Annotated in this window: 21 protein-coding genes and 1 tRNA gene; 8 read left to right on the forward strand and 14 right to left on the reverse strand. The window is 65.5% G+C overall.

The genetic code is table 11. The annotated features are described in order from the left end of the window. Positions 1-93: 93 nt before the first annotated feature. Positions 94-2184 carry a glycine--tRNA ligase subunit beta gene (gene glyS / locus AAFN88_RS19150; protein ID WP_347522224.1) on the reverse strand — a complete coding sequence of 697 codons (2091 nt, stop codon included), beginning with the start codon at positions 2182-2184 and terminating at the stop codon, positions 94-96. After that, positions 2184-3107: a glycine--tRNA ligase subunit alpha gene (locus tag AAFN88_RS19155; protein WP_347522226.1), complete on the reverse strand. Its 924-nt coding sequence runs from the start codon at positions 3105-3107 to the stop codon at positions 2184-2186. Before AAFN88_RS19155 ends, glyS begins: the two co-directional genes overlap by 1 nt. Positions 3108-3312: 205 nt before the next feature. On the opposite strand from AAFN88_RS19155, the gene AAFN88_RS19160 reads away from it, so the two are divergent. Next, a complete protein-coding gene (locus tag AAFN88_RS19160) occupies positions 3313-3948 on the forward strand; it encodes a LysE family translocator (protein ID WP_347522229.1) in 636 nt (211 codons plus the stop codon). A 28-nt stretch (positions 3949-3976) separates the two neighbouring features. Here the strand turns inward: AAFN88_RS19160 and AAFN88_RS19165 are convergent, their stop codons facing one another. From AAFN88_RS19165 to AAFN88_RS19180, 4 genes are all read right to left on the reverse strand, one after another. Beyond that, a complete protein-coding gene (locus AAFN88_RS19165; RefSeq protein WP_347522230.1) occupies positions 3977-4258 on the reverse strand; it encodes a hypothetical protein in 282 nt (93 codons plus the stop codon). 57 nt (positions 4259-4315) lie between these two features. Continuing rightward, a complete protein-coding gene (locus AAFN88_RS19170; RefSeq protein WP_347522778.1) occupies positions 4316-5128 on the reverse strand; it encodes a S49 family peptidase in 813 nt (270 codons plus the stop codon). Positions 5129-5342: 214 nt separating this feature from the next. Next, positions 5343-6089, reverse strand: coding sequence for a methyltransferase (locus AAFN88_RS19175; RefSeq protein WP_347522232.1), 747 nt, complete (start codon positions 6087-6089; stop codon positions 5343-5345). Continuing rightward, entirely contained in the window at positions 6086-6304 is a 219-nt protein-coding gene (locus AAFN88_RS19180) for a DUF2007 domain-containing protein (RefSeq protein ID WP_347522233.1), read from the reverse strand. The genes AAFN88_RS19175 and AAFN88_RS19180 overlap by 4 nt, the downstream gene beginning before the upstream one ends. 277 nt (positions 6305-6581) lie before the next feature. On the opposite strand from AAFN88_RS19180, the gene AAFN88_RS19185 reads away from it, so the two are divergent. Then, positions 6582-7604 (forward strand): polyprenyl synthetase family protein, encoded by a 1023-nt coding sequence (locus tag AAFN88_RS19185; protein WP_347522235.1) that lies wholly within the window; start codon positions 6582-6584, stop codon positions 7602-7604. A gap of 43 nt (positions 7605-7647) precedes the next feature. Here the strand turns inward: AAFN88_RS19185 and AAFN88_RS19190 are convergent, their stop codons facing one another. Beyond that, positions 7648-7917, reverse strand: coding sequence for a hypothetical protein (locus AAFN88_RS19190; protein ID WP_347522236.1), 270 nt, complete (start codon positions 7915-7917; stop codon positions 7648-7650). 500 nt (positions 7918-8417) lie between these two features. Between AAFN88_RS19190 and AAFN88_RS19195 the strand changes: the two genes are divergently transcribed. Beyond that, positions 8418-8921, forward strand: coding sequence for a pentapeptide repeat-containing protein (locus tag AAFN88_RS19195; RefSeq protein ID WP_347522238.1), 504 nt, complete (start codon positions 8418-8420; stop codon positions 8919-8921). 940 nt (positions 8922-9861) lie between these two features. After that, positions 9862-10398, forward strand: coding sequence for a hypothetical protein (locus tag AAFN88_RS19200; RefSeq protein ID WP_347522239.1), 537 nt, complete (start codon positions 9862-9864; stop codon positions 10396-10398). 290 nt (positions 10399-10688) lie between these two features. On the opposite strand, the gene AAFN88_RS19205 is transcribed toward AAFN88_RS19200, so the two are convergent. After that, a tRNA-Pro gene (locus AAFN88_RS19205) sits at positions 10689-10765 on the reverse strand. 318 nt (positions 10766-11083) lie between these two features. On the opposite strand from AAFN88_RS19205, the gene AAFN88_RS19210 reads away from it, so the two are divergent. From AAFN88_RS19210 to AAFN88_RS19225, 4 genes are all read left to right on the forward strand, one after another. After that, positions 11084-12124 (forward strand): TAXI family TRAP transporter solute-binding subunit, encoded by a 1041-nt coding sequence (locus AAFN88_RS19210; protein ID WP_347522240.1) that lies wholly within the window; start codon positions 11084-11086, stop codon positions 12122-12124. Between the two features lie 237 nt (positions 12125-12361). Beyond that, positions 12362-13423 carry a TRAP transporter substrate-binding protein gene (locus AAFN88_RS19215; RefSeq protein WP_347522242.1) on the forward strand — a complete coding sequence of 354 codons (1062 nt, stop codon included), beginning with the start codon at positions 12362-12364 and terminating at the stop codon, positions 13421-13423. A gap of 156 nt (positions 13424-13579) precedes the next feature. Continuing rightward, positions 13580-14200 carry a TRAP transporter small permease subunit gene (locus tag AAFN88_RS19220; protein ID WP_347522243.1) on the forward strand — a complete coding sequence of 207 codons (621 nt, stop codon included), beginning with the start codon at positions 13580-13582 and terminating at the stop codon, positions 14198-14200. Next, the gene (locus AAFN88_RS19225) at positions 14200-15570 is read left to right on the forward strand and encodes a TRAP transporter large permease subunit (RefSeq protein WP_347522245.1); all 1371 of its coding nucleotides are present in this window, start codon (positions 14200-14202) and stop codon (positions 15568-15570) included. Before AAFN88_RS19220 ends, AAFN88_RS19225 begins: the two co-directional genes overlap by 1 nt. Positions 15571-15664: 94 nt before the next feature. Here AAFN88_RS19225 and AAFN88_RS19230 read toward each other — a convergent pair whose 3' ends face one another. From AAFN88_RS19230 to AAFN88_RS19255, 6 genes are all read right to left on the reverse strand, one after another. Beyond that, a complete protein-coding gene (locus AAFN88_RS19230; protein ID WP_347522247.1) occupies positions 15665-16789 on the reverse strand; it encodes a DUF2336 domain-containing protein in 1125 nt (374 codons plus the stop codon). Positions 16790-16991: 202 nt separating this feature from the next. Next, positions 16992-17750, reverse strand: coding sequence for a hypothetical protein (locus tag AAFN88_RS19235; RefSeq protein WP_347522249.1), 759 nt, complete (start codon positions 17748-17750; stop codon positions 16992-16994). 67 nt (positions 17751-17817) lie between these two features. Continuing rightward, complete coding sequence (locus AAFN88_RS19240) at positions 17818-18711, reverse strand: SUMF1/EgtB/PvdO family nonheme iron enzyme (RefSeq protein WP_347522250.1); 894 nt, start codon at positions 18709-18711, stop codon at positions 17818-17820. A gap of 59 nt (positions 18712-18770) precedes the next feature. After that, positions 18771-19199 (reverse strand): universal stress protein, encoded by a 429-nt coding sequence (locus AAFN88_RS19245; RefSeq protein WP_347522251.1) that lies wholly within the window; start codon positions 19197-19199, stop codon positions 18771-18773. 14 nt (positions 19200-19213) lie between these two features. Then, complete coding sequence (locus tag AAFN88_RS19250) at positions 19214-21850, reverse strand: TRAP transporter permease (protein ID WP_347522252.1); 2637 nt, start codon at positions 21848-21850, stop codon at positions 19214-19216. Between the two features lie 179 nt (positions 21851-22029). Continuing rightward, entirely contained in the window at positions 22030-23007 is a 978-nt protein-coding gene (locus AAFN88_RS19255; RefSeq protein ID WP_347522254.1) for a TAXI family TRAP transporter solute-binding subunit, read from the reverse strand. Positions 23008-23250: the final 243 nt, after the last annotated feature.

Consider the following 23250-nt stretch of genomic DNA (forward strand, 5'->3'; position numbering starts at 1 on the left):
GTGCTTTCCGTTTTCCTGCCAGTTAGTGCCTTGGGGAATAAGCCCCATCGCGTAGTCCTGATCCGGGGACGGCTTGTCGCCGCCTCTTCGTGGTTAGCCTTCGATCTTCGAGAAATCCGCCACCGCGGCAAGCGTGGCGCCGATGGCGCTGAGGAGATTCAACCGATTCTCCCGCAAGGACGCGTCCTCCGCGTTTACCGTCACCGCGTCGAAGAAAGCGTCGACCGGCTGGCGCAGCCGCGCCATGGTCTCCATCGCCATGGTGAAGTCCTCCGAGCCCAACGCGCTCTGCGCACCCTCGGCGGCATCGGAGAGGTGAGAAAAAAGGATTCTCTCCTCTTCCTGCGCCAGAGCGCCCGCTTCGACCGCGCCTTCGTAGCCACGCTTATCCTTCTTTTCCTCAATGCGCACGATGTTGGCGGCGCGGCGGTAAGCGACCAGCAGGTTGGCGCCATCGTCCGTTTCGAGGAACGACTTCAGCGCGTCGACCCGCGCCAAGAGGCGGACGAGGTCGTCCTCAACCTCGGCAGCCATGACCGCGGTGATGAGGTCATGGCGCACCCCCTGGTCGCGCAGCACCACTTTCAGGCGCTCGCCGAAGAAGTCGAGCAGTTCGCCAGCGACGTCCGGCGCCGAGAGGCCGGCATATTTGCCCTGGGCAGCGGCGAAGACTTTGATCAAAGGCAGACGCAGCTTGTTTTCGACGACGAGCCGGATGACGCCCAGCGCGGCGCGGCGCAGCGCATAGGGGTCCTTGGAGCCCGTCGGCTTCTCGTCGATCATCCAGAAGCCGACGAGGGTGTCGATCTTGTCGGCCAGGGCGACGCAGACGCTGACCGGCGCCGAGGGGCAGGCGTCGTTGGGGCCCAACGGGGCATAGTGCTCGGCCACGGCTTCGGCCACCGCCGGCGCCTCGCCGTCGTTCAGCGCGTAGTAGCGGCCCATGACGCCCTGCAGCTCGGGGAACTCGCCGACCATGCCGGTGACGAGGTCGGCCTTGGCCAGCCGCGCGGCCGAGCGCGCCTCGTCGCGGTCGGCGCCGGGCACGTAGGTGCTGATCTCGGCGGCCAGGCTCTCCAAGCGCGAGACCTTCTCGGCGACGGTGCCGAGCTTGGCATGGAAGACGATGTCCTTCAGCGCCGGCACACGCGCGGACAGCGGATTTTGGCGGTCCTGGTCCCAGAAGAAGCGGGCGTCGGCCAGGCGCGCGCGCAGCACGCGCTCGTTGCCGGCGACGATGGTCTTGGCGCGCGCGCTGTCCGGCGCGGCCTCCATGTTGGCGACGACCAGGAAACGATCGGCCAGGCTGCCGTCCGGCGTCTCGGTCGAGAAGTACTTCTGGTGCGCGCGCATGGTGGTGGAAAGCACCTCGGCCGGCAGGTCCATGAAGCCTTCGTCGATGCGGCCGATCAGCACCTGCGGCCACTCGACCAGCCCCGTCACCTCGTCCAGCAGGCCGTCATCGGCCTTCAGCGCGATGCCCGCGCCCTTGGTCAGCGCTTCGGCCTGCTGTGCGATCGTCGTGCGCCGCTCGGCGGGGTCCAGCACCACCTTGGCCTCGGCCAGCTTCGCGCGGTAGTCGGCGAAGCCGGACACCTCGAAGGCGTCGGCCGCCAGGAAGCGGTGGCCCCGGGTCGTATTGCCGAAGGCGACCTCGCGCCCCTCGGCCATGGCCAGCGCGCCCTTCAACGGCTTGCCGTCGAAGACGGCGAGGATACCATGCAGCGGGCGCACCCAACGCTGCGTGTCGGTCGCCCAGCGCATGGACTTGGGCCAGGGCAGATCGGTCAGGGCCTTGGCCAGAATCTCCGGCAGCACCTCGGCGCTGGGCCGCCCGGCAATCTGCCGCACGACGAAATAGAAATCGCCCTTGTCGGTCTGGCGCAGCTCGGCTTCCTTATCCAGCGACTTGATGCCGTTGGCCTTCATGAAGCCCTGGATCGCCTTGGCCGGGGCGCCGTACTTCGGGCCCTTCTTCTCCTCGGTCAGGTCGGGCTGCTGCGCCGGCAGGCCGTCGACCACCAGCGCCAGGCGGCGCGGCGTCGCATAGGCCTCGGCCTTGTCGAAGGAGAGGTTGGCGGCCTTCAGCCCCTCGGTGACCAGGCGCTTCAACTCGCCGGCGGCGCGCGCCTGCATGCGCGCGGGGATCTCTTCGGAAAAGATCTCGACCAGCAGCTCGGCCATCAGCCCGCGTCCCCCTGGGCATCGGAGGTTTGGGTCGCGACCCAGGCCTCGCAGCAGGCCTTGGCCAGCGCGCGCACGCGGCCGATGTAGGCCTGGCGCTCGGTCACGGAGATGACGCCGCGCGCGTCCAGCAGGTTGAAGACGTGGCTGGCCTTCATGCACTGGTCATAGGCCGGCAGCGGCATGGGCCGGCCCTCGCGCCCGGCGAAGGCGAGGATCGCCTGGCACTCGGCCTCGGCGTCCTTGAAGTGCTGGAACAGGATGCCGGTGGACGCGGCCTCGAAGTTGAAGGCGGAGAACTGCTGCTCGGCGGCCAGGTAGACGTCGCCGTAGGTCTTGCCGCCCTGGTCCTTGGGCACGCCGTCCCAGTCCAGGTCGTAGACGTTCTCGACGCCCTGCACGTACATGATGAGGCGCTCCAGCCCGTAGGTCAGCTCGGTGGAGACCGGGTTGCAGTCGATGCCGCCGACCTGCTGGAAGTAAGTGAACTGGCTGACCTCCATGCCGTCGCACCAGACCTCCCAGCCCAGGCCCCAGGCGCCCAGGGTCGGGCTTTCCCAGTCGTCCTCGACGAAGCGGATGTCGTGCGCCAGCGGGTCGATGCCGATGGCCCTCAGCGAATCCAGGTAGAGCTCCTGGCTGTTGGCCGGCGAGGGCTTCAGGATGACCTGGAACTGGTAGTAGTGCTGCAGCCGGTTGGGGTTCTCGCCGTAGCGCCCGTCGGTGGGCCGGCGCGAGGGCTGCACGTAGGCCGCCTTCCAACTGCCCGGCCCCAGCGCGCGCAGGGTGGTCGCCGGATGGAAGGTGCCGGCCCCGACCTCCATGTCGTAGGGCTGCAGGATGACGCAGCCCTGGCGCGCCCAGAAGTCCTGCAGGCGGAGGATCAGGCGCTGAAAGCAGGTGTCCGGATTGGCGTGTGGCATAGGGGCTCAGGCGGTTTGAAACGCCGCGGATTGCTGCACCGCGAAGCGCGGCGCACCTTAGCGGGGGGCCCACCCCGAATCAAGCCGTGGGATTCTCCGGTTTCGCCCGGAATGGCGGGCGGTTTCGGGCAGGCCCGGCAAGCCCGCTGGATTTCGCCGCGGCAAGACGCCACAGTGGCGCTTTGCCCCGCCCGGAGCCGTCCTCATGTCCCCCGAATTGTCCCTCGAATTCCTGGTCACCTGCCTCGTCGTCGTCATCGCCCCGGGCACGGGCGTGATCTACACCCTGGCCAGCGGCCTGGGCCTGGGCGCCCGGGCCGGCGTCATCGCCGCCCTGGGCTGCACCCTGGGCATCGTGCCGCATATCGCGGCCTCGGTCCTGGGGCTGGCCGCGGTGATCCACGCCAGCGCCCTGGCCTTCCAACTGCTGAAATATGCCGGCGTCGCCTACCTGCTCTACCTGGCCTGGAGCGCCTGGCGGGAAAGCGGCGCCCTGCCGCTGCCCGATCAGGCCCGGGGCCAGGAGGTCTCGCAGCGCATGGGGCGCATCCTCGGCCGGGGCATCACCCTCAACCTGCTGAACCCCAAGCTGTCGATCTTCTTCCTCGCCTTCCTGCCACAGTTCGTCGACCCCGCCGCCGGCGGCCTCGCCTGGCAGATGGCCGGGCTGGGCCTGGTCTTCATGGGGCTGACGCTGGTGGTCTTCATCGGCTACGGGCTGCTGGCCGCCTTCGCCCGGGCCCAGGTGGTCGGGCGCCCCGGCGTCATGACCCTGCTGCGGCGCGGATTCGCCCTCGCCCTGGGTGGCCTGGGACTGCGCCTGGCCTTCGCGGAAGGGTGAGAATCAAACGATGCCCAGGGGCTGAGGATCAGCTCTTGCGGCCGCAGTCGCAGGTGCTGCCGGCCTGGACGTAGGCGCCGCAGGAAGGACACTGCACCAGGTCTTCGACCTGCCCGCCTTGAGATTTGCCCTTGGCGCCGTCCTTCGGGGCGCCGGCCTTGCGCGCCGGCTTGCCGCCCTGCGACTCGCGCAGCCGCGCCTCTTCCTCGCGCGCCTTCTGCAGGCGGCCGAGGAACTTGAAGCCATACCAGACGGCGGCGACGACCGCGGCGAGGACGATGAGTTTCTGAATCGAGGGCAATCCGAACATGGCGGCATTAAGCGGCGCGGAAGCGGGAAGGTCAACCAGCCGCGGCGCCGAAGGCCGCTAAAGACCGAAACGGGACCAGAGGGCGCGTTCCTCCACGGCGGCGAGCAGACCGGCGGCCCAGTCTTCCGGCGCCGGGAAACCGCCGCCCCAGCCCACAAGCCCGCCGTCGGCCCGGCCCCGCCCCAGCCCCAGGCGGCGCAGCAGGCGCTTCGGCCCCTGAATGCGGCGCAGGCGGACCCGCTTGCCGAAACGGTCGCGGAGCACCTGGCGCATGTCCCCCAGGGAATCGGCGAGGCCCAGTTCCACGGCCTTGCCGCCGGCCCAGAACTCGCCGCTGAACAGTTCCTCCTCCGCCGCCTTCAGGCGCTGGCCCCGGCGGTCGCGGACCATCTCCTTGAAGACCTCGTGCAATTCCTGCTGCAGCGCCTTCAGCCGCGCCACGTCTTCCGGGTTCTCCGGCTTGAAGGGGTCCAGGGTCGACTTGTGCTCGCCGGCGGTATAGACGCGGCGCTCGACGCCGACCTTTTCCAGCAGATCGGGAAAGCCGAAGCCGGAGGTGATGACGCCGATGGAGCCGACGATGGAGGTCGGCTGCACGAAGATCTCGTCGGCGGCGCAGGCCAGCCAGTAGCCGCCGGAGGCCGCCACGTCCTCGCAGAAGGCCAGGACGGGCAGATCCTTCTCCTGCGCCAGATCGCGCACCCGCTTGGAAATGAGGGCCGACTGGGCGGGCGAGCCGCCCGGCGAGTTGATGACCAGCGCCACGGCCTTGAGGCGCGGCTGGGCGAAGGCGCGCTCGATCAGCGGCTCCAGGCTGGCCAGGCTCATGCCGCTGCGCAGCGGGCCGAAGCCGCCGATCGTGCCGCTCATGCGCAGCACTGCCACTTCCGGGCGCGGCCGGCGCAGCCATTCGAAAGTCACCAAGCTCCAAATCCTGCCAAACATGCCAGTAACAGCGTCCTCAATACTCTGATCCGAACAATGGACTGCCGGGCGGGGCCTGCATTCCCTGCGATTCCATCTGTAAGACTCTCAGCCCGGGGCGCAAATGCCAAGAACAGTCTGCCACCGCTTCAGAGCGCTTTTAGAGTGCAAGGCCCTGGGCGTCGCGCAGCACCGCCTCGGCGGCTGCGGTGTAGCAGCCCTCGGCGTCGTGCAGCGCCAGGCCGGGCAGGACCCGCAGCGGGCCGCCGCTGCCCTTCAGGCCCTGGACCAGGATCCGCTTGGCCCCCTCGCCCTGACGCGGCCAGAGCGGAAAGACCGTCAGGTCGCCGCAGCTCCGCGACAGACAGGCGAGCAGACGGTCCAGGCGGTCGGCGCGGTGGATCACCGTCAGGCTGCCGCGCGGCCGCAGGCGCGACAGGGCGCAGTCCAGCCAGGTCTCCAGCCCGGCCGGCCCCTCCACCGTGGCGAGCCGGCGCAACTCGTGGGCCGAGGCCCGCGTCGAGCCCGCCTCCAGGTAGGGCGGGTTCAGCATGACGTGGTCGAAGCCGCCCGAGAGCAGCGCCTCCGGCGGCGCCGCCACGTCACCGGAGAGAATGCGGAACTGCGTTTCGTAGCCGTTGAGCGCCGCGTTCTTCTGCGCCAGTTCGGCCAGCAGAGGCTGCAGTTCCAGGCCGGTCACCCGAATGCCGGGCACCCGGGCCAGCAGACAGAGGCCGGCCGTGGCCACGCCGCAGCCCAGGTCGGCCACCCCCTCGCCCGCCTGGGCCGGCACCGCCGCGGCCAGCAGCACCGGATCGATGGCCGCGCGGTAGCCGTCGGCGGGCTGGCGCAGGCGCAGGCGCCCGCCCAGAAAGGCGTCCTCGGTCAAGGGGTGCAAGGGGGTCACGGGCTGTAGACCTCCTCGCCGGCGTCGCGCAGCACCAGCCGGGCCCGCAGATAGTCGTCGTCGCTCACCATCAGGCGGCGCGGCAGGATGCCGATCGACCCCTCGATGATGCTGGTGTGGAGGTCGAGCACCAGCGTTTCGATCCCGGCGTCGGCCAGCAGGGCTTCGAGCCAGGAGAGCTTGACGATGTCGTTGGTGCGCAACAATTCCTTCATGGCAAGAAACGTTATAGCGCCTTTCGTCGCAGCGGGTACCCACTAAGGGTATCGGGCTTGACCGCCCGGCGGTTAAACCTATGCTGCCACAAAGGTCCGCGCCTGCTTCGCGGAAGCTGTCTGGGCGCCCGCGGGCCGGGTTGCCGGACGGCTGCCGGGAGGTGGAGATCGGGCTGGGTTGCCGGGCGGAACGCTTGGTGGTTGGCGGCTGTCGTGAGAAGCTGCGATCGCAGGAAGCGAGCCCAATTTGGGTTACATGAAGCGTGAGGGGACCGTCTTGGCGCTAGCCGCCGAAATCGACAAACAGGCGAAAGGGTCGGCGAAGAGCGGCCTGGAGCCGCTAAGCGCCCTGGTGACGGACGATCTGCAGGCGGTGAACCGCCTGATCGTCGAGCATATGCAATCGCCGGTGGCCCTGATTCCGCAGCTCGCCAGCCACATCATCGCCGCCGGCGGCAAGCGGCTGCGCCCCATGCTGACCCTGGCCTCGGCCCGGCTCTGCGGCTACGAGGGCGAGCGCCATCTGGGCCTGGCCGCCTGCGTGGAGTTCATCCACACCGCCACGCTGCTGCACGACGATGTGGTCGACGCCAGCGACCTGCGCCGCGGGCTGGCTACGGCCAACGCCGTCTGGGGCAACAAACCCAGCGTCCTGGTCGGCGATTTCCTGTTCAGCAGGGCCTTCCAGCTGATGGTGGCCGACGGTTCCCTGGACGTGCTGCGCATCCTCTCCAACGCCTCGGCGGTGATCGCCGAGGGCGAAGTGCTGCAGTTGATGACCGCCAACGACACGACCTCCGACGAGGCCGCCTATATGCAGGTCATCGAGGCCAAGACGGCCGCGCTTTTCGCGGCCGCCTGCCGGGTCGGCGCGGTGGTGGCGGAGCGGCCGGCGGCGGAGGAGGAAGCCTTGGAGCGCTTCGGCAGCTGCTTCGGCGTCGCCTTCCAACTGGTCGACGACATCCTGGACTACTCCGCCCTGCAAGGCGAGCTGGGCAAAGCCGTGGGAGACGACTTCCGCGACGGCAAGATCACCCTGCCGGTTGTCCTCGCCTTCCAGCGGGCCGACGAAGCCGAGCGCGCCTTCTGGCGGCGCTGCCTGGAGGAGCAGGACCACCGGGACGGCGATCTGGAACAGGCCATCGAATACATGCAGCGCCATGACGCCCTGGCCGACGCCATGGGCCGGGCCCGCGACTACGGGGAAACGGCGCGCCGGGCCCTCGACGGCTTCGCCGACGGCCCGGCCAAGCAGGCCCTGCTGGATGTGGTGGAGTTCTGCGTCGACCGGGCCTATTGAGGCCCCCTGGCCTCGGCCTCCCGCCACTTCAGGAACGAAGTCCTCAGTGTTCCTCCTGCCCCAGGAGATCCTCCTCCAGGGCCTGACGCCACTCGCCCAGCCAGCTCAGCTCGTCGAGGAACACCATCAGCTTCACGCAGAGCGCCACGGGATGCGGGATCCGGGATTTCCCGGAGGCCCAGCGGCGCACCGTACGGTCGTTCACTTTCAGTTCCCGGGATAGGGCCGTCTGCCAGCGCCCAGACCCGTAGAGGCGGGTGCAGAGCTCACGGAGCTGCTCGGCCGACATGCCGTCTTCGTCATCTGTCACCATAAAAAATCCCTCAAGGGCGGCGATGCCGCTTCGGCGCCTGAGCAAGCTAGGGCAAATTATCCAGTTCCGCAAGAGGAAACGGGCATTTTGTCCAAAACAACAAAGCCACGTTGGCTATTATGCCCTATTTATGCGTGCAGAATCGCATTTATGGAAGAGAAAGCGGGCATAATAGCCTATTTATGGCTTAATAGCGGCAGTATCTGTAAGTATTTTTCCTTGGAAAGATCTTTTTTCATTGACTCGGCTCCGCGGCGTATGTATATTCTAGTCATCGTTCGGAAACAGAGACAAACCCATATCGCATTCCTGATCTAAGTACTCCGCATCGCATCTCTTGTCTCGTACTTGAAACCGACCGACATCGCATATTCAAGAATTGGGGGTCGATTTATTCGACCCCCTTTTTTTGACCTGAAGGTGGAAACGGGGGCGCCTTCGACTGGAGATCGTTTCAACGCCCCGGCACTGCCGGGCGAAGACAGGTGAGGACATAGGTAATGACCAACCTATCTGAGAACGTGACCCGCGACCGTCCGCCGCAAAAGGTTCTGATCGGCGCACGGCTGACGCTGGAGAAGCTGCAACCGGTCCTGGAAGCCCATGCCCGCTACCGCGCCGGACGGGCCGATGGCCGCCGGACGGTGCTGCTGCGCTGCAATCTCAGGGGCCTGGACCTCTGCGGCATCGATTTGAGCGGCGCCGACCTGGTCGAGTGCGACTTCCAGGGGTGCAACCTGACGGGGGCCCGCTTCGAGGACGCGACGCTGACCGGTTCCAGCTTCGTCGACAGCCTGCTGAACGCGGCGCGCTTCACCGGCGCCGACCTGAGCCGTGCCGATTTCCATATGGCCGACCTGCGCGGCAGCGACCTCAGCGAGGCCAACCTGTCGGAGGCGCGCCTGGAAACGGCGGCCCTGGGCAGCAGCCCGGAATCGGGGCTGCCGACCACCATCGACACCCGGATTCTCGACCGCGTCATGGCCCGGCGCCGGCGCCACTAGGCCGGGGCGCCCGCGCCAAGGCGCGCCGGTCAATCGCCGGGCGGCCATGCCGCAATCCATCGCATTTAAGGAAAAGGCCCGGAAACACTCCGCATCTCCGGCCTGCGCGAGAGTCCCAGGCAATTCTGGGCGGTTTCTGGCGCAGGCCGGCGCGAAGAGGCGGATCGCTGGGACAGCATCCCAAGGTCCGCTCCAGGTGCCGGATTGGTCGGGGAGAGAGGATTCGAACCTCCGGCCCCTACGTCCCGAAGGTAGGTTGTCGGAAATGTAGAACGGCGGAAAACCTAGGTTTTCCGCCATTTCTTATCCAGATTGTCGGACATTGTCGGACATTATCCGACACTTTCTGCACCCATAATGGGCCTTTCACCCACAATTTGCGCCATAGAATAAAACAAGAACATATGTCATTGTAGGCTGCACTGTCTCCGAGCGGGCGGCTTCTCCATGAGCCCTTTAGTGTCGCAAATACGACGTTCGGTCGAAGAGAGTGTCTTGGAGGCAAGATGCTCTGTCGAGCTGACTGGATTTGCTGCTCAAAGTCGCGGAATGAACAGGCTTGACAACCTGACAGCAGGCATGCGCCCATTTTCCACTCAGGGGTGTTGTAGGTGGGGGAATTATGCAAGCTCAGGACGTTCTCTATCCAGAGCCCGTAATAATCAGATACGAGGGACTGGACGCGGAGCGGCACCAAGTGGACTTAGCGTTGTTGGGTCAATCCCTGCAAGGCGCGTCCAGGCTAATCGGCATCTCCGCGCACATCACGTTAACTGGCCAATATGTCAGGCGCTCGCCAGCCTTCTCCGTGCGTGTTCTGGCTGGTCAGCCAATCGACGGATGCTATCAGGTCCCGATCTACCTGGTCGGCGCTGTACCCCTTCTACCACTGCTAAGCTCGGCAGGCCGGGAGGCCGGAAAACGAGCGGTAGAAGCCACCGTGAACTTTATTCTGTCTAAGCTCGGCGGAAACGAGAGTGAGGCGGAGATGGCTATGGAAACGGCACAACTTGCCATCCGATCCAACACTGATGTCACGCTCAAGGCAATGGAACTAGCGCAGTCGCTTGCTAAAGCAGGTGAGGATCAGCTACCAGCCGCTAGGCAGTACGCCGCACCAATTGGGACGTCTGCCAAGACCGCAACTATTGGAGAGCCCAACAAGGCTTTTGTTGTTGATGAGGATGTGCGCAAGCGGCTGGACGAGAAGCCTGATGAGGTCATTGGCCCGACACAGACCTTTACTGTCCAAGTTTCCGAGCTAGACGTTGTATCTGGCTCTTGCAAGGTAGCACTGGAGCTCGAAGGGCCAGATTCGCGGCTGGACTGCGACATCGCTGACCCCGTGGTGAGGAGCCCACATAGCCCCTACTCAGAGGCCCTGGACTCGCAGGATTGGATCAAGGTCGTGGCCAAGCCCCACATAAAGGACGGCGAAGTCGTGAAACTGACCATCTCAGATACTTTGAGCGAGTAGCAGACGGCGCCCGGTCTGCGAACCCTACGATACATACCCTCAAGTTTTCAGAAGCCATGCATCACACCGGCAACCAAGTTGCCGGACAAGCCTGCCCGTCATGAGTATGGCGCACATTGACAAGGCGGATCGCACCGGCCCCTGTGCCGATGCTGCAAACATTTTTGGATCGCAGGACTAAAAGTGCAAACCGAGCCGAATTGCGCAAGGTTGCACCCACAAATCGCTTTTTGTTCTAGTTCCGACATGGTGTCGGAAGCGAAAAAAGACAAGCGCCGTAACCACTTAAGTGGTCGGGGAGAGAGGATTCGAACCTCCGGCCCCTACGTCCCGAACGTAGTGCTCTACCAGGCTGAGCTACTCCCCGGCGCGGCGGGTTATAGCGGCTCCCCTGGCGCATTGCAATCCCGCCGAACAGCCTCCGGCCAATTCGCCGGCGCGCGGCTCCTCCTCTCCCCCAAATGGTTAATCGCGGTTAGCCAAAACACCCCCGCTGCGGCGCCTCGTCTTTTCCACGCGCCCCGCACCACTGCCCTGTTGACCTGGGGGCGATAATCGGGCGGGATGCTGGCGGCTCCGGACCGCCTTGGCGGCCACTTCCAGACCTGGGCCGCATGCGTCGGGGGAAAATCAACTTCGCGAACGAGGGTCCGGTGCCAGACCGAAAATCTGCTCGTGAGGCCAAATGAAGGTGGGTCACTGGACGGCCGCCGCCCTGCTGGTCGCGGCGGCCTGCACGGCTGGCGCCTGGGGGCTCGGCGCCTTCGGGACGGCTGCGGCGCAGGAACTGACACTGTTCCGGATCGGCACCGGCAGCATCGGCGGCACGTATTATCCTATCGCCGGACTTGTGGCCCAGGCCATCAGCAACCCCTCGGGCAACTGCGAGAGGGGCGAGACCTGCGGCGTGCCGGGCCTCGTCGCGGTCGCCCAGTCATCCAGCGGTTCCGTCACCAACGTCAAGGACATCGCCGCCGGCCGGATCGAGTCGGGCTTCGTGCAATCCGATGTCGCCTTCTGGGCCTATAGCGGAACGGAGGCCTTCCGGGACGAAGGCCGTCAGGGCAATCTGCGCGCCATCGCCAATCTCTATCCCGAGTCCTTTCACATCGTCGTGCGCCGCGACAGCGGCATCGGCTCCGTCGCCGACCTGCTCGGCAAGCGCGTGGCCTTGGACGAGGTCGGCTCCGGCACCCTCGTCGGCGCTCAACTGGTGCTCAACGCCTTCGGCCTGACGGACGACACCATCCACGTCGCCTACCTGAAGTCCGACGACGCCATAGAGCGGCTTGTCGCCGGGGACCTCGACGCCTTCTTCCTCGTCGCCGGCTATCCGGCAAAGGTCATTCAATGGGCAAACGAGAACACGGAAATCGATCTGGTGCCGATTTCCGGGCCCGAGATCAGCACCCTGGTGGAGGGCAATCCCTTCCTGCACATCGATGAGATCCCCGCCGGCGTCTACGATGGCGTCAGCGGCGTAAAGACCGTGTCGGTCGCCGCGCAGTGGATCACCCGCGACGACGTCAGCGCCGAAACCGTCTACGGCATTCTCCAATCGTTATGGCGCGGCGACGCGCGGCGCCTGCTCGACCGCGGCCACGCCAAGGGCCGGGTCATTCGTCTGGAAACGGCTTTGGAAGGCATCGGAATTCCGCTGCACGACGGCGCCTTGCGCTTCTACCGGGAAATCGGTCTCACCCGGCGCAGCGACGCGAGCCGGTAGCCTATCTGAGGCCACCGCGCCCCGGTATACGGCGCGGAATCGACCACCTCTCCGCGACCCCGAAATCCCCTTTGAGTTGCTGTGCTTTGCACTTGTTCGGCGCGAAGCCATGGGCTAGCTTCGATGAGCTTTGGTGCAACTGCGAAATCGAACCCGGTTGTCCCAAAGGGGGAAACGAACAATGCCCGTCAAACAAAAATCATGGCGGGTGCGAAATGAACGGGAGGACTTATTCGAATGCGCATCCGCAGGACGATGAAGCTCGCCGTCTCGGCGCTGACGTTGGGGGCCGTCCTGGCCTTTGGCAGCGTCGGCGACGCCACGGCCCAGGACAAGCGTGTCCGCTGGAACATGGCGAGCGCTTACGGCAGCAAACTCACTCAGCTCGGCACCCTCGGCGTGCGGCTGTCCGAGCAGATGGAGGCCGTCTCCGGCGGCTCGCTGCGTTTCAAGTTCTTCGAGCCCGGCGCCCTGGTTCCGGCCCTCGAGATGTTCGATGCCATTTCGGCCGGTTCCATCGATGCCGGCTGGTCGACCCCGGGGTACTGGACCGGCAAGAACGAGGCCTTCGCCCTCTTCGCCGCCGTCCCCTTCGGACCGAGCGCCGGCGAATACCTGGGCTGGTACTATCATGGCGGCGGCAAGGAGCTTTTTGACGAGCTCTACGCCGAGTACGGCATCAAGTCCGTCATGTGCGGCGTCATCGCGCCGGAAGCTTCCGGCTGGTTCCGCAAGGAGATCAAGAGCACCGACGACCTCAAGGGCCTGAAGATGCGCTTCTTCGGCCTGGGCGCAAAGGTCATGGAAAAGATGGGCGTCTCCACGCAGCTGCTGGCCGGCGGCGACATCTTCCCGGCGCTGGAGCGCGGTTCGATCGACGCCACCGAGTTCTCCATGCCCGCCATCGACCTGAACCTCGGCTTCTATCAGGTCGCCAAGCACTACTACTTCCCGGGCTGGCACCAGCAGTCGACCCTGTTCGACCTGATGATGAACAAGGAGAAGTACGACGCGCTCTCCGACACGCAGAAGGCGCAGATCGAAGCCGTTTGCGGCGCCAACATCACCGCCGGCCTGGCCGAGGGTGAAGCCATCCAGGGCGCGGCTCTGGCGGAATTGAAAGAGAAGGGCGTCACCATCCACCGCTGGCCGCCGGAAATCCTGGACGAACTGCGGGTCGCCTGGAACGACGTCGCGGCCGAGCTGGCCGCCTCCAACCCCACCTTCAAAAAGGTCTGGGATTCGCTCTCTGCCTATCGTGAGCAGTACAAGATCTGGGGCGACCTGGGCTATCTGTGATCCGGACGCTTCAGCGTTCCGGATCGGCGATTAGGTCTTTGACCGGATAGATCCTGAATTGGTTAGCGCCGGAGGCTCTTCCACGAGACTCCGGCGTTTTCCATTTTCGGGGCGACCCCGCAAGACCCTGAAGTCCGCAAGATTGGGGAAAATGGCATGGAACTCCTGATACGCGTCAGCGATGCGCTGGACCGCGTCATCATCAAAGTCGGCAAGATCGCCGCCTGGGCGGGACTCTTCCTCATCCTGATGACCATCTTCGACGTGGTAACGCGGCGTTTCCTCGTATTGGGATCGACGAAACTGCAGGAGGCCGAGTGGCACCTGCACGTGATCCTTTTCGTTTTCTGCCTGGGTTACGCCTATCTGAAGGACGCCCACGTGCGCATCGACCTGCTGCGCGAGAACCTGAGCGAACGCACCCAATGGTGGATCGAGGTCGCCGGCTGCCTCCTGTTCCTGCTGCCCTACTGCGGGCTGGTCATCTGGTTCGGCATCGACTTCACCGCACGCTCCTACGCCACCAATGAGATTTCGGCCTCGGCCACCGGCCTGACCCACCGTTGGCTCATCAAGGCCGTCGTGCCTATCGGCTTCGGGTTTCTCGCCCTCAGCGGCATCACCGTGCTGCTGCGCAAACTCATCGAGCTTTTCGGCCCCGAAGATCTGCGCAAGAGGGTTCATGAGATCGAAGAAGCGGAAGTCGAACACCTGGACGACATCGTCCCGCCCGAACTGCGCAAGCATGACGGCCGGCACGACGGGGAGCGGAAGTGATGGACTTCTACATCGAGGATTACCTTCCGCTGTTCATGTTCGCGGCGCTGGGCATCCTGCTGTTCAGCGGCTACCCGGTGGCCTTCATCCTGGGCGGCGTCGGCCTGACCTTCGGCTTCATCGGCATGTACTTCGAGGTCTTCAGCTTCATCCAGTTCTTCAACCTGCTGCCGAGGATCTGGGGCGGCATCGCCGAGAACCTGGTACTGACCGCGATCCCCATGTTCATCTTCATGGGCACCATGCTGGAACGCTCCGGCGTGGCCAGCGATCTGCTGCACTGCCTGCAGGTGCTGCTGCGCCGCGTGCCCGGCGGCCTGGCGCTGTCGGTCACTCTGATGGGCACCATCATGGCCGCGACCACCGGCATCATCGGCGCCTCGGTGGTGATGATGACCTTGCTGGCCTTGCCGGTGATGGTTCAGCGCAGCTACAACCTGCCCCTGGCCACCGGCACCATCGCCGCCTCAGGCACTCTGGGAATCCTGATTCCGCCGTCGATCATGCTGGTGATCATGGCCGATCTGCTGGCCCGCTCGGTCGGCAACCTCTTCGTCGCGGCAATCATCCCCGGCTTCATGCTGGCCGTCTTCTACATGATCTACATTCTGGTGCTCTGCGGCTTCAAGCCGAAGCTGGCGCCGCCTCTGCCGAAGGACGAGGGACCGGACACCACCGTCGGCATCGTGATCATGGTGCTGCGCTCCTTCATCCCACCGCTCTTCCTGGTCTTCCTGGTGCTGGGCTCCATCCTCTTCGGCTGGGCCACGCCGACCGAGGCGGCAGGCGTCGGCGGCGCCGGCGCGATCCTGCTGGCTCTCCTGAACCGGCGGCTCAGCTTTTCGGTCATGAAGGACGTGCTGGAGCGTTCGGCGCTGACCGGCGGCATGCTGTTCGGCATCTTCCTCGGCGCGACCTGCTTCTCCTACGTCTTCCGGGCTCTGGGGGGCGACGACATCGTCATCGAGCTGGTGGAGAGCATGGGCTTCGGGCCCTGGGGCCTTCTGCTGATCCTCATGGCCATCGTCTTCTTCCTCGGCTTTTTCTTCGACTGGATCGAGATCACGCTGATCGTCCTACCGGTCTTCTCGCCGATCATCGCGGCGCTGGACTTCGGCAACCATGTCGAACCGCTGGAGGTCACCTACTGGTTCGCCATCCTGCTGGCGGTGAACCTGCAGACGTCCTTCCTCACGCCGCCTTTCGGCTTTGCGCTCTTCTATATGAAGGGGGTGGCGCCGCCGCAGGTGAAGATGCAGCAGATCTACAAGGGCATCATTCCCTTCGTCCTGCTTCAGCTTATCGGGCTGGGCCTGATCATGGCCTTCCCCGACATCGCGCTCTGGCTGCCCAGGGTTCTGCTGAACTAGAAGAGCCTCCCTCACGGGCAAAAAGAAACGGCGCCGGTCCCTTGAAGACCGGCGCCGTTTCGCATTCCCCTGCGAAGAGAGTTGCCGCGCGGCCTCAGGCGGCGAGCTGGCGCAGCTTGTTCATCAGATAGTCGATGTCGTCCTGGGACATCTTGGAAGCCGGGTCCTCGAACTGCGTGAGAAGCCGCTCGATGATACGGGCCACGAAGCGTTCGCGATCGTTGCGCCCGCCGTCGTAGTCCTCCTCTTCCAGGATCTGCACCGCGGCACGCACCGCGCTGAACAGCCGTTCCGGCATCTTGGCTTTCTCGTAGATCGAGGTCAGGCCGAGATCGCCGCCGTCATGGATCAGCTTCCGGGCGTTCATCAGCGGCACGTTGGCCAGGCGCGCCAGGGCCGCCTCGAAAAAGGCCATGTCGCCGACGCAAAGCGCGCGGATGATCAGCGAGGGGGTCAAACGGCCGTTGACATGGATCTGGTAGACCAGCTCCTCCAGATCGGCGCCCGAGGCGCCGCGGCTCAGCAGGCTCACGGTGGCCCGCTCGCGCGTCTGCAGGATCAGGTTGGCCGCCGCATCGGCCGGCAGGTCGTGCTTGCTGACCAGGTAGTTCTCCAGCTTCTGGGCCATGGCCGAGACAAGCTGCTCGGAGATGGCCGGCGGCAGCACCGGCCGACGCGAGATCGACTCGGCGACCTCTTCGCTGGCGTTGTAGTCGATGAGGACGCGCCCCAGGGCTTCCTCCGTCAACTCGGCGCCTTCGTTGGCGACCAGGCGGGCCACGGCGGTCTCGTTGCCGGTGTCGATCAGGGCGTCGGCAACGGCCGTGGAGACCGTGGCGCGCTGGGCGATGGCGACCTGCTTGGCGGCGGCATTTTCACCACGCACGATCTCGATCAGGTCGTCGTCGGTCAGCACTTCGGAGTACTTCAGTACCGGCAGCGACACACTGTCGACGTCCTTGGCCAGCGACAGGGCGAGGTCGTGCGGCAGGTCCGGAGTGCTCTTCAGGTTGGCGGCCAGCGCCTCGCGCACCAGCACCTCGGCATCGTGGGCCAGCTTGCGGAAGATCTCCTCCGCCAGGCGGCGCTCGGCCTCGGTCATGCGCGGGTATTTGCGGTCGTATTGCGCCGCGATCTTCGAAGTCGTCTCCGCCCGGACATCCGGCGACGGATCCGCCATCAGGCGGGCGACGTCTTCCTGGGAAAGGCTTCCTGTCATGTCTCTCTCGGTCAAGCCTCAACGAAGGCGGCACGCGGCGGGGAGCGGGCTAGCGCCCCCGTGAAGCGCCCCAACAGGGTGATTATCGGAGACCCGCGTTAATTCATGCTTAAAGCGTCACGGCGCCGGCATGAGCGTCCCGGCGGCCTGAAAACCGGCCGGCGGCAACGCGGCACAGGGTAAAGGCGGGGTTAACGGCAGCCTATTGCCGGGCCAGCAGGGCGCGGGCAACGCCTTGGATCTGCGTGTCCAAGGAAATATCCAGGAACGACGTCACTTCCAGGTCGCGGTCCTCGAAGACATCGCCGTCCGGCAGACCTTGCTGCCAGGCCTCGACCTTGCGGTCGCGGGCCAGCAGCAGTTCGGCGATCTGCGGCTTGTAAAGCCGGATCATGGCCGAGACCCAGCGGTTGACCGGCCACGACGGCTGGGCATGGTCGATCTTGAAGACGTCCAGCAAACGGATCACGTCCGCGGCCTTGTACCAGACCTCGCCGGTGACCCAGCGGTTCACGGTGAAGAGGCGGAACGGCAGGCCAGCCGGCGTCATGGCGATGGCGATCAGGTGGCTGAGCGCGTCGTTGGGATCCTCCGGCGCCTCGTAGCCGGGCACCTTCGCCGGCTTGATGCCGGCCGGCATGCCCTTGGGACGGACGAAGGTATGGAAGTGCCCGTGCTCGCCCTCGAAGCGCTGATCGGAGGCATGGGCGTGGTAGTAGTACTGGCCGTGGGTTTCGTGGTCGTAGACGTCGCCCGGCGGGTAGTGGTCCCACTCGTAGAAGGTGCCGTGGTTCTTCAGCAGCTCGCCGACGATGTTGTCGCCGGTCTTGGAGAGGATCCGAATAACCTCCATGGCCTCCGCTCCCGCCTCGGCCATGTCCTCCAGGGCCTCGGTCGGCAGGCTGTCCAGCGCATAGTCGCAATCCAGCGCGGCGTCCCGGATGTTAGCTTCGCTTCGCATGACGTCGCTAAACTAAGGAGACTTGCCGCTCCTTGCCAGCAAACTCTCTTTCACGTCGTCGTGATTCTTACCCCGGCTCCATCACCAATCGGAAACCAATCAGGATATGCTTAAGTCCGCCCGGCCGGCCGTGCCCGGCCGCCGGGCGGCAGACGCCGCAGCCGCGGTCGTCCCAGGAGCCCCCCTTGACCAGGAAACGCCCGCTCCGGCCACCGGAGCCGGCCGGGGTCGCGGTCCACTCGAAGACCTGTCCCGCCGCGTCCAGCAGGCCGTAGGGGCTGGCTCCGCCCGGGAAACTGCCGACCGGCAGGGTGTCGAAGGCCCCCTGTTTTTCTCCAGGGCCGTCGTGGCTGTTGAGCTTGCGCGGGTCCCAGGCGTCGCCCCAGGGGAAGCGGCGCCCCTCGGTTCCGCGGGCGGCCTTCTCCCACTCCAGGGCTGTCGGCAGGCGCCAGCGCCGCCCGGTCTCGGCAGAGAACCAGGCCGCGAAGGCCTCGGCATCACCGTGGGAGACCAGGACCACCGGATGCGCCTCCCGGCCCGGCGGCGGCCGGCCGTCGCGCCAGGCGTGCCGGCGGGTCCGCTCGTAGGGGTGGATCAGACCGTAGCCCTGCCACTCCTCAGCGCTGACGTCGGGCGGGCGATGGCCGCTGGCGGCGACGAAGGCGGCGTAGAGGCGGTTGGTGACCGGCGCGCGCATGATCGAGAAGGCCGGCAGTTCGACCTCGCGCCGCGCGCCCTCCCCCTCGTACCAGCGCTGCTTCCGGGTGACGCTGTGGCCGTAGGCGGCCTCGTCCAGAAGGTAGGCGGCTTCGCGCTCGGCTCTATCGGAACCGGTGATGAACGGCCCCGCCGGCACTTCGACGGCCTCCGGCAGCAGCCCGGCGGCCAAGTCGGCGCCCGTGGCCGGAAACGGCACGGCGGCGGCGAGGAGGCAGAGCAGGCTCAGGCTGCGGCGGATCATGGCCGCAAGCTTACGCCGCAGGCCGCGCCCGGACGGATCACATTTCGGTGGGCGGCGGCCTACTCGCGCACCACGGTGACCGAGCAATCGGCATGCCGGACCACCCGCGCCGCGTTGGGACCCAGGAGATAGTCCTGAAGCTCCGGCCGGTGCGAGGCCATGACGATCATGTCGATGCGGTGTTCCTTGGCGAAACTCAGTATCTCTTCGTAGATCGTGCCGTGGCCGACGATGTGCTGGACCTGGATGCCGTCCGGCACCCGTTCCTTGACGAAGGCGTGAAGGCTCTGGTTCGCGGCCTCCATGGCCTTTTCCTGGTAATCGACCGGGAAGAAGGACGAGACGAAGCTTTCGCCGAAGTCCGGCACGATGGTCATGACGTGCAGGCGGCTGCCGAAAGCCTTGGCCATCTCGATGGCGGTGCTGACGGCCTTCTCCTGGGTCTCGGGATTGCCCAGGTCGACGGGCAAGAGGATATCCTTGAACATTTTTGCGCGTCCCCCTAAACGGTCGCCTCGGCGGGCTGCCTGGCCCGCCGACCGCGCTGCATGAAAACGATAAGCACCAGCACCAGCAGCGCCGGGATGTACATCAGCTCCTTGGGTAGCTGGTCGAGCGGCTCTTTCACCGTGACGATCTCCTGGTCGAACTCCAGACCTGCCGCCTCCGCCGGCGAGTCGAAGCCGGCATTGTCGACCAGCACTTTGTCTCCGTCGATGTAGAGATCGAGGCCGGCGGCGCTCAGGCGTTCCTCGCCGGTCGCCCCCTCGCCCAGCGGCAGCAGGGCGACGAAGCTGCGCGGTTCGCCCACGGCATCGAGGCCTTCGACCCGCAGACGCAGGATCTCACCGGCCTCCATGCGGTCGGCGACCTCGATGATATGGCTCGGCGTCACGTCGTGGTCGGGCGGCGAGATCATGTCCATCCAGAAGCCCGGACGGAACAGCGTGAAGGCGATGAGCAGCAGCAAGACCGTCTCGTAGGCGCGGTTGCGGGCGAAGAAGAAGCCCTGGGTCGCCGCCGCGAAGATCATCATGGCCGCCGTCGCGACGATAAAGACCAGAATGCCGCCCCCCCAACCGACGTTGATGAGCAGCAAGTCGGTGTTGAAGATGAAAAGGAACGGCAGCGCCGCCGTGCGCAGACTGTAGAAGAAGGCGACGAAACCGGTCCTGATCGGATCGCCCCCGGAAACCGCCGCGGCGGCGAAGGAGGCGAGGCCGACGGGCGGCGTCACATCGGCCATGATGCCGAAGTAGAAGACGAAGAGGTGCACGGCGATCAGCGGAACGATGAGGCCCGCGTCCTGGCCGAGCTGTACGATGACCGGCGCCAGCAGGGCCGAGACCACGATGTAGTTGGCCGTGGTCGGCAGGCCCATCCCGAGGATGAGGCTCAGTACCGCCGTCCAGAGCAGAATCAGCAGGATATTGCCGAGGGAGAGGATCTCCACCAGGTCGGCCAGCACCAGGCCGACGCCGGTCTGGGAGACGGAACCGACGATGATGCCGGCGGTCGCCGTGGCAATGCCGATACCGATCATGTTGCGGGCGCCGGACACCAGGCCGTCGTAGAGTTCCGCGAAGCCCTGACGCAACCAGCTGACGTAGGCGCCCTGGCCGCGAAACAGCGCGAAGAGCGGGCGCTGGGTGACGACGATGAAGATCATGAAGGCGGTCGCCCAGAAGGCCGAGAGCGCCGGAGAGAGGCGCTCGACCATAAGGCACCAGATGAGCACCACCACCGGCAGGATGAAGTGGATGCCGGACTTCACCGTCGGCCCCGGCTTGGGCAGGGAGACAATGGGCGCGTTGGGGTCGTCCAGTTCCAGGTCCGGATACCTGGCGCAGAACCAGACGATGCCGGCGTAGACGACCGCCAGCAGGACCGCGACGATATAGCTGGCCGAATCACCCGCCGCGTCGAAAATCCAGCCCATACCGTAGTAGACGACGGCGGCCAGCACGGCGGTGCCGAAAAAGCCGATCAGGATGCCCATGACGGTCACCATCCAGGGCTTCGGCTCGGTCGCGCGCGGCAGGCCTTCCATGCCGGCCTTCATGGCCTCCAGGTGCACGATGTAGACCAGCGCAATGTAGGAAATCAGCGCCGGCACGAAGGCGTGCTTGACGACCTCGAAGTAGGAGATGCCGACGTATTCGACCATCAGGAAAGCGGCGGCGCCCATCACCGGCGGCATGATCTGGCCGTTGACCGAGGAGGCCACCTCGACGGCGCCCGCCTTTTCCCGCGAGAAGCCGACCCGCTTCATCATCGGAATGGTGAAGGTACCCGTGGTCACCACATTGGCGATGGAGGAACCGGAGATGAGGCCGGTCATGGCCGAGGCGACCACCGCCGCCTTGGCCGGACCGCCGCGGTAGTGGCCGAGCAGCGAGAAGGCGACCTTGATGAAGTAGTTGCCGGCCCCGGCCTTGTCGAGCAGCGCGCCGAAGAGCACGAAGAGAAAGACGAAGTCCGTCGACACGCCGAGTGCGACGCCGAACACGCCCTCGGTCGTGATCCACTGGTGGTTGACGACGCCGGCCAGGGAAACGCCCTTGTGGGCGATGAGATCCGGCATGTACTGGCCGAAGAAGGTGTAGATCAGGAAGATCGAGGCAATGATGGTCAACGGCGGGCCGAGAGCGCGGCGCGTCGCCTCCAGCAGGATCACCATGCCGATGCAAGCGACCACGATGTCCTGGGTGTTGGGGTTGGCCGGGCGCAGCGCGATGGCATCGTAGAACCAGAAGAGATAGCTCGCACAAAAGGCGCCGACCACAGCCACCACCCAGTCCTGGGCCGGGATATAGTGGCGCGGCGAACGCTTCAGCGCCGGGTAGGCGAGGAAAGCGAGGAAAATCGCGAAGCCCAAGTGGATCGAGCGTGACTCGGTGTTGTTGAGCACCACGGGCAGGCCGGTGATCTCCGCCACCACGAAAGGCAGCGGCGAGGCGATCCAGACCTGGAACAGCGACCAGGCGGCGGCAACCCAGAGGATCACCTGAAGGGAAATGCCCGTCGGTGCGCGGCCGCCGGTGTCGGAGGAAGCGACGAGATCCTGCAGATCCTCATCGGACAGAGGGCCGCCCGAACCCTCCGTTGCGCTCGCGCCGGTCTTCGGATCATCTGCCATGCTTAGTCCCCGCTCTTAGAGGCGGCCTCCCGGCCGGGCGCCCCTCGTCCCCAAGAAATCACGCCGCCCGGTTTGCCCGGCTTCGACATCGGCGCGCAAATTTTCTAAGTGAAAGCCTCAAACGAAAAAGCGGTGGGCGGGACTGGTCCCGCCCACCTGGCCTGAGCAATGGGCGGAAACTACATCCAGCCCTTTTCCTTGTAGTACTTCACGGCGCCCGGGTGCAGCGGCGCCGAGAGGTTGTTGGTGATCATGTTCGACTCTTTGAGGTTCGAGAAAGCCGGGTGCAGCTTCTTGAAGCGGTCGAAGTTGTCGAACACGGCCTTGACCACCTTGTAGACGGTGTCCTCGTCGGTCTTGGTGGACGACACGAAGGTCGCGCCGACGCCGAAGGTTTCGACGTCCACGTCGGTGCCGTCATAGGTGCCGCCGGGGATGACCGCCTTGGCGTAATAGGCGTTGTCCGAGACCAGCTTGTCGATGGCCGCTCCCGTCACCGGAATCAGCACGGACTCGCAGGACGTGGTGGCTTCCTTGATGGTGCCGCTCGGATGGCCGACGGTGAAGACGATGGCGTCGACCTTGTTGTCGCAGAGCGCGGCGGCCTGTTCCGCCGACTTCAGCTCGGCAGCGAGCTTGAAATCGCTCATCTGCCAGCCAAGAGCACCCATCAGAACCTCCATGGTGCCGCGCGCGCCGGAGCCGGGATTGCCGACGTTGACGCGCTTGCCCTTCAGGTCGTCGAAGGTCTTGATGCCGGAATCCTTCCGCGCCACGACGGTGAAGGGCTCGGGGTGCACGGAGAAGACCGCGCGCAGGTCCTTGTTGGCGCCGTTGGGGAACTTGTCCGGCGTATCGCCGTTGTAGGCGTGATACTGCCAGTCCGACTGGGCGACGCCCATGTCCTGCTCGCCGTTGGCGATCGCGTTCAGATTGGCCACGGAACCGCCGGTCGACGGCGCCGTGCACTTGATGTCCTTGTTGCCGCGATTGACCAGTTTGCACACCGACTGGCCGACCACGTAGTAGACGCCGGTCTGGCCGCCGGTGCCGATGGTGATGAACTTCTCCTCCGCTTGCGCCGAGGCCGCAGCGCCCGCCAGCAGGGCAGCCACCGACAAGCCGGCGACAGTGGATTTCAAAGGCATGAATTTCATGGGTTGTTTACTCCCGGTTCCAACACTTTGGATTGAAAATGTTACGACAGCCACCGCCATGACGGCCGATCGTTGTCCTCCAGAAGACGACTAGTAGTGCGACCTAGAAAATCCCGCCGACGGCCTGGCGACGAAGCAGCGGTGACGAAGCCCCAAACCCGGGGGTTCGTCATGCCATTCCGGCCTGGCGTGGAAAGCAGAGCTAGTCAGAACGCGATTCCCTGTGTCTTTGGTTCGGTGTTC

Origin of the sequence: Pelagibius sp. CAU 1746 (genome assembly GCF_039839785.1) — a bacterium.
Taxonomy (GTDB): Bacteria; Pseudomonadota; Alphaproteobacteria; order Kiloniellales; family Kiloniellaceae; genus Pelagibius.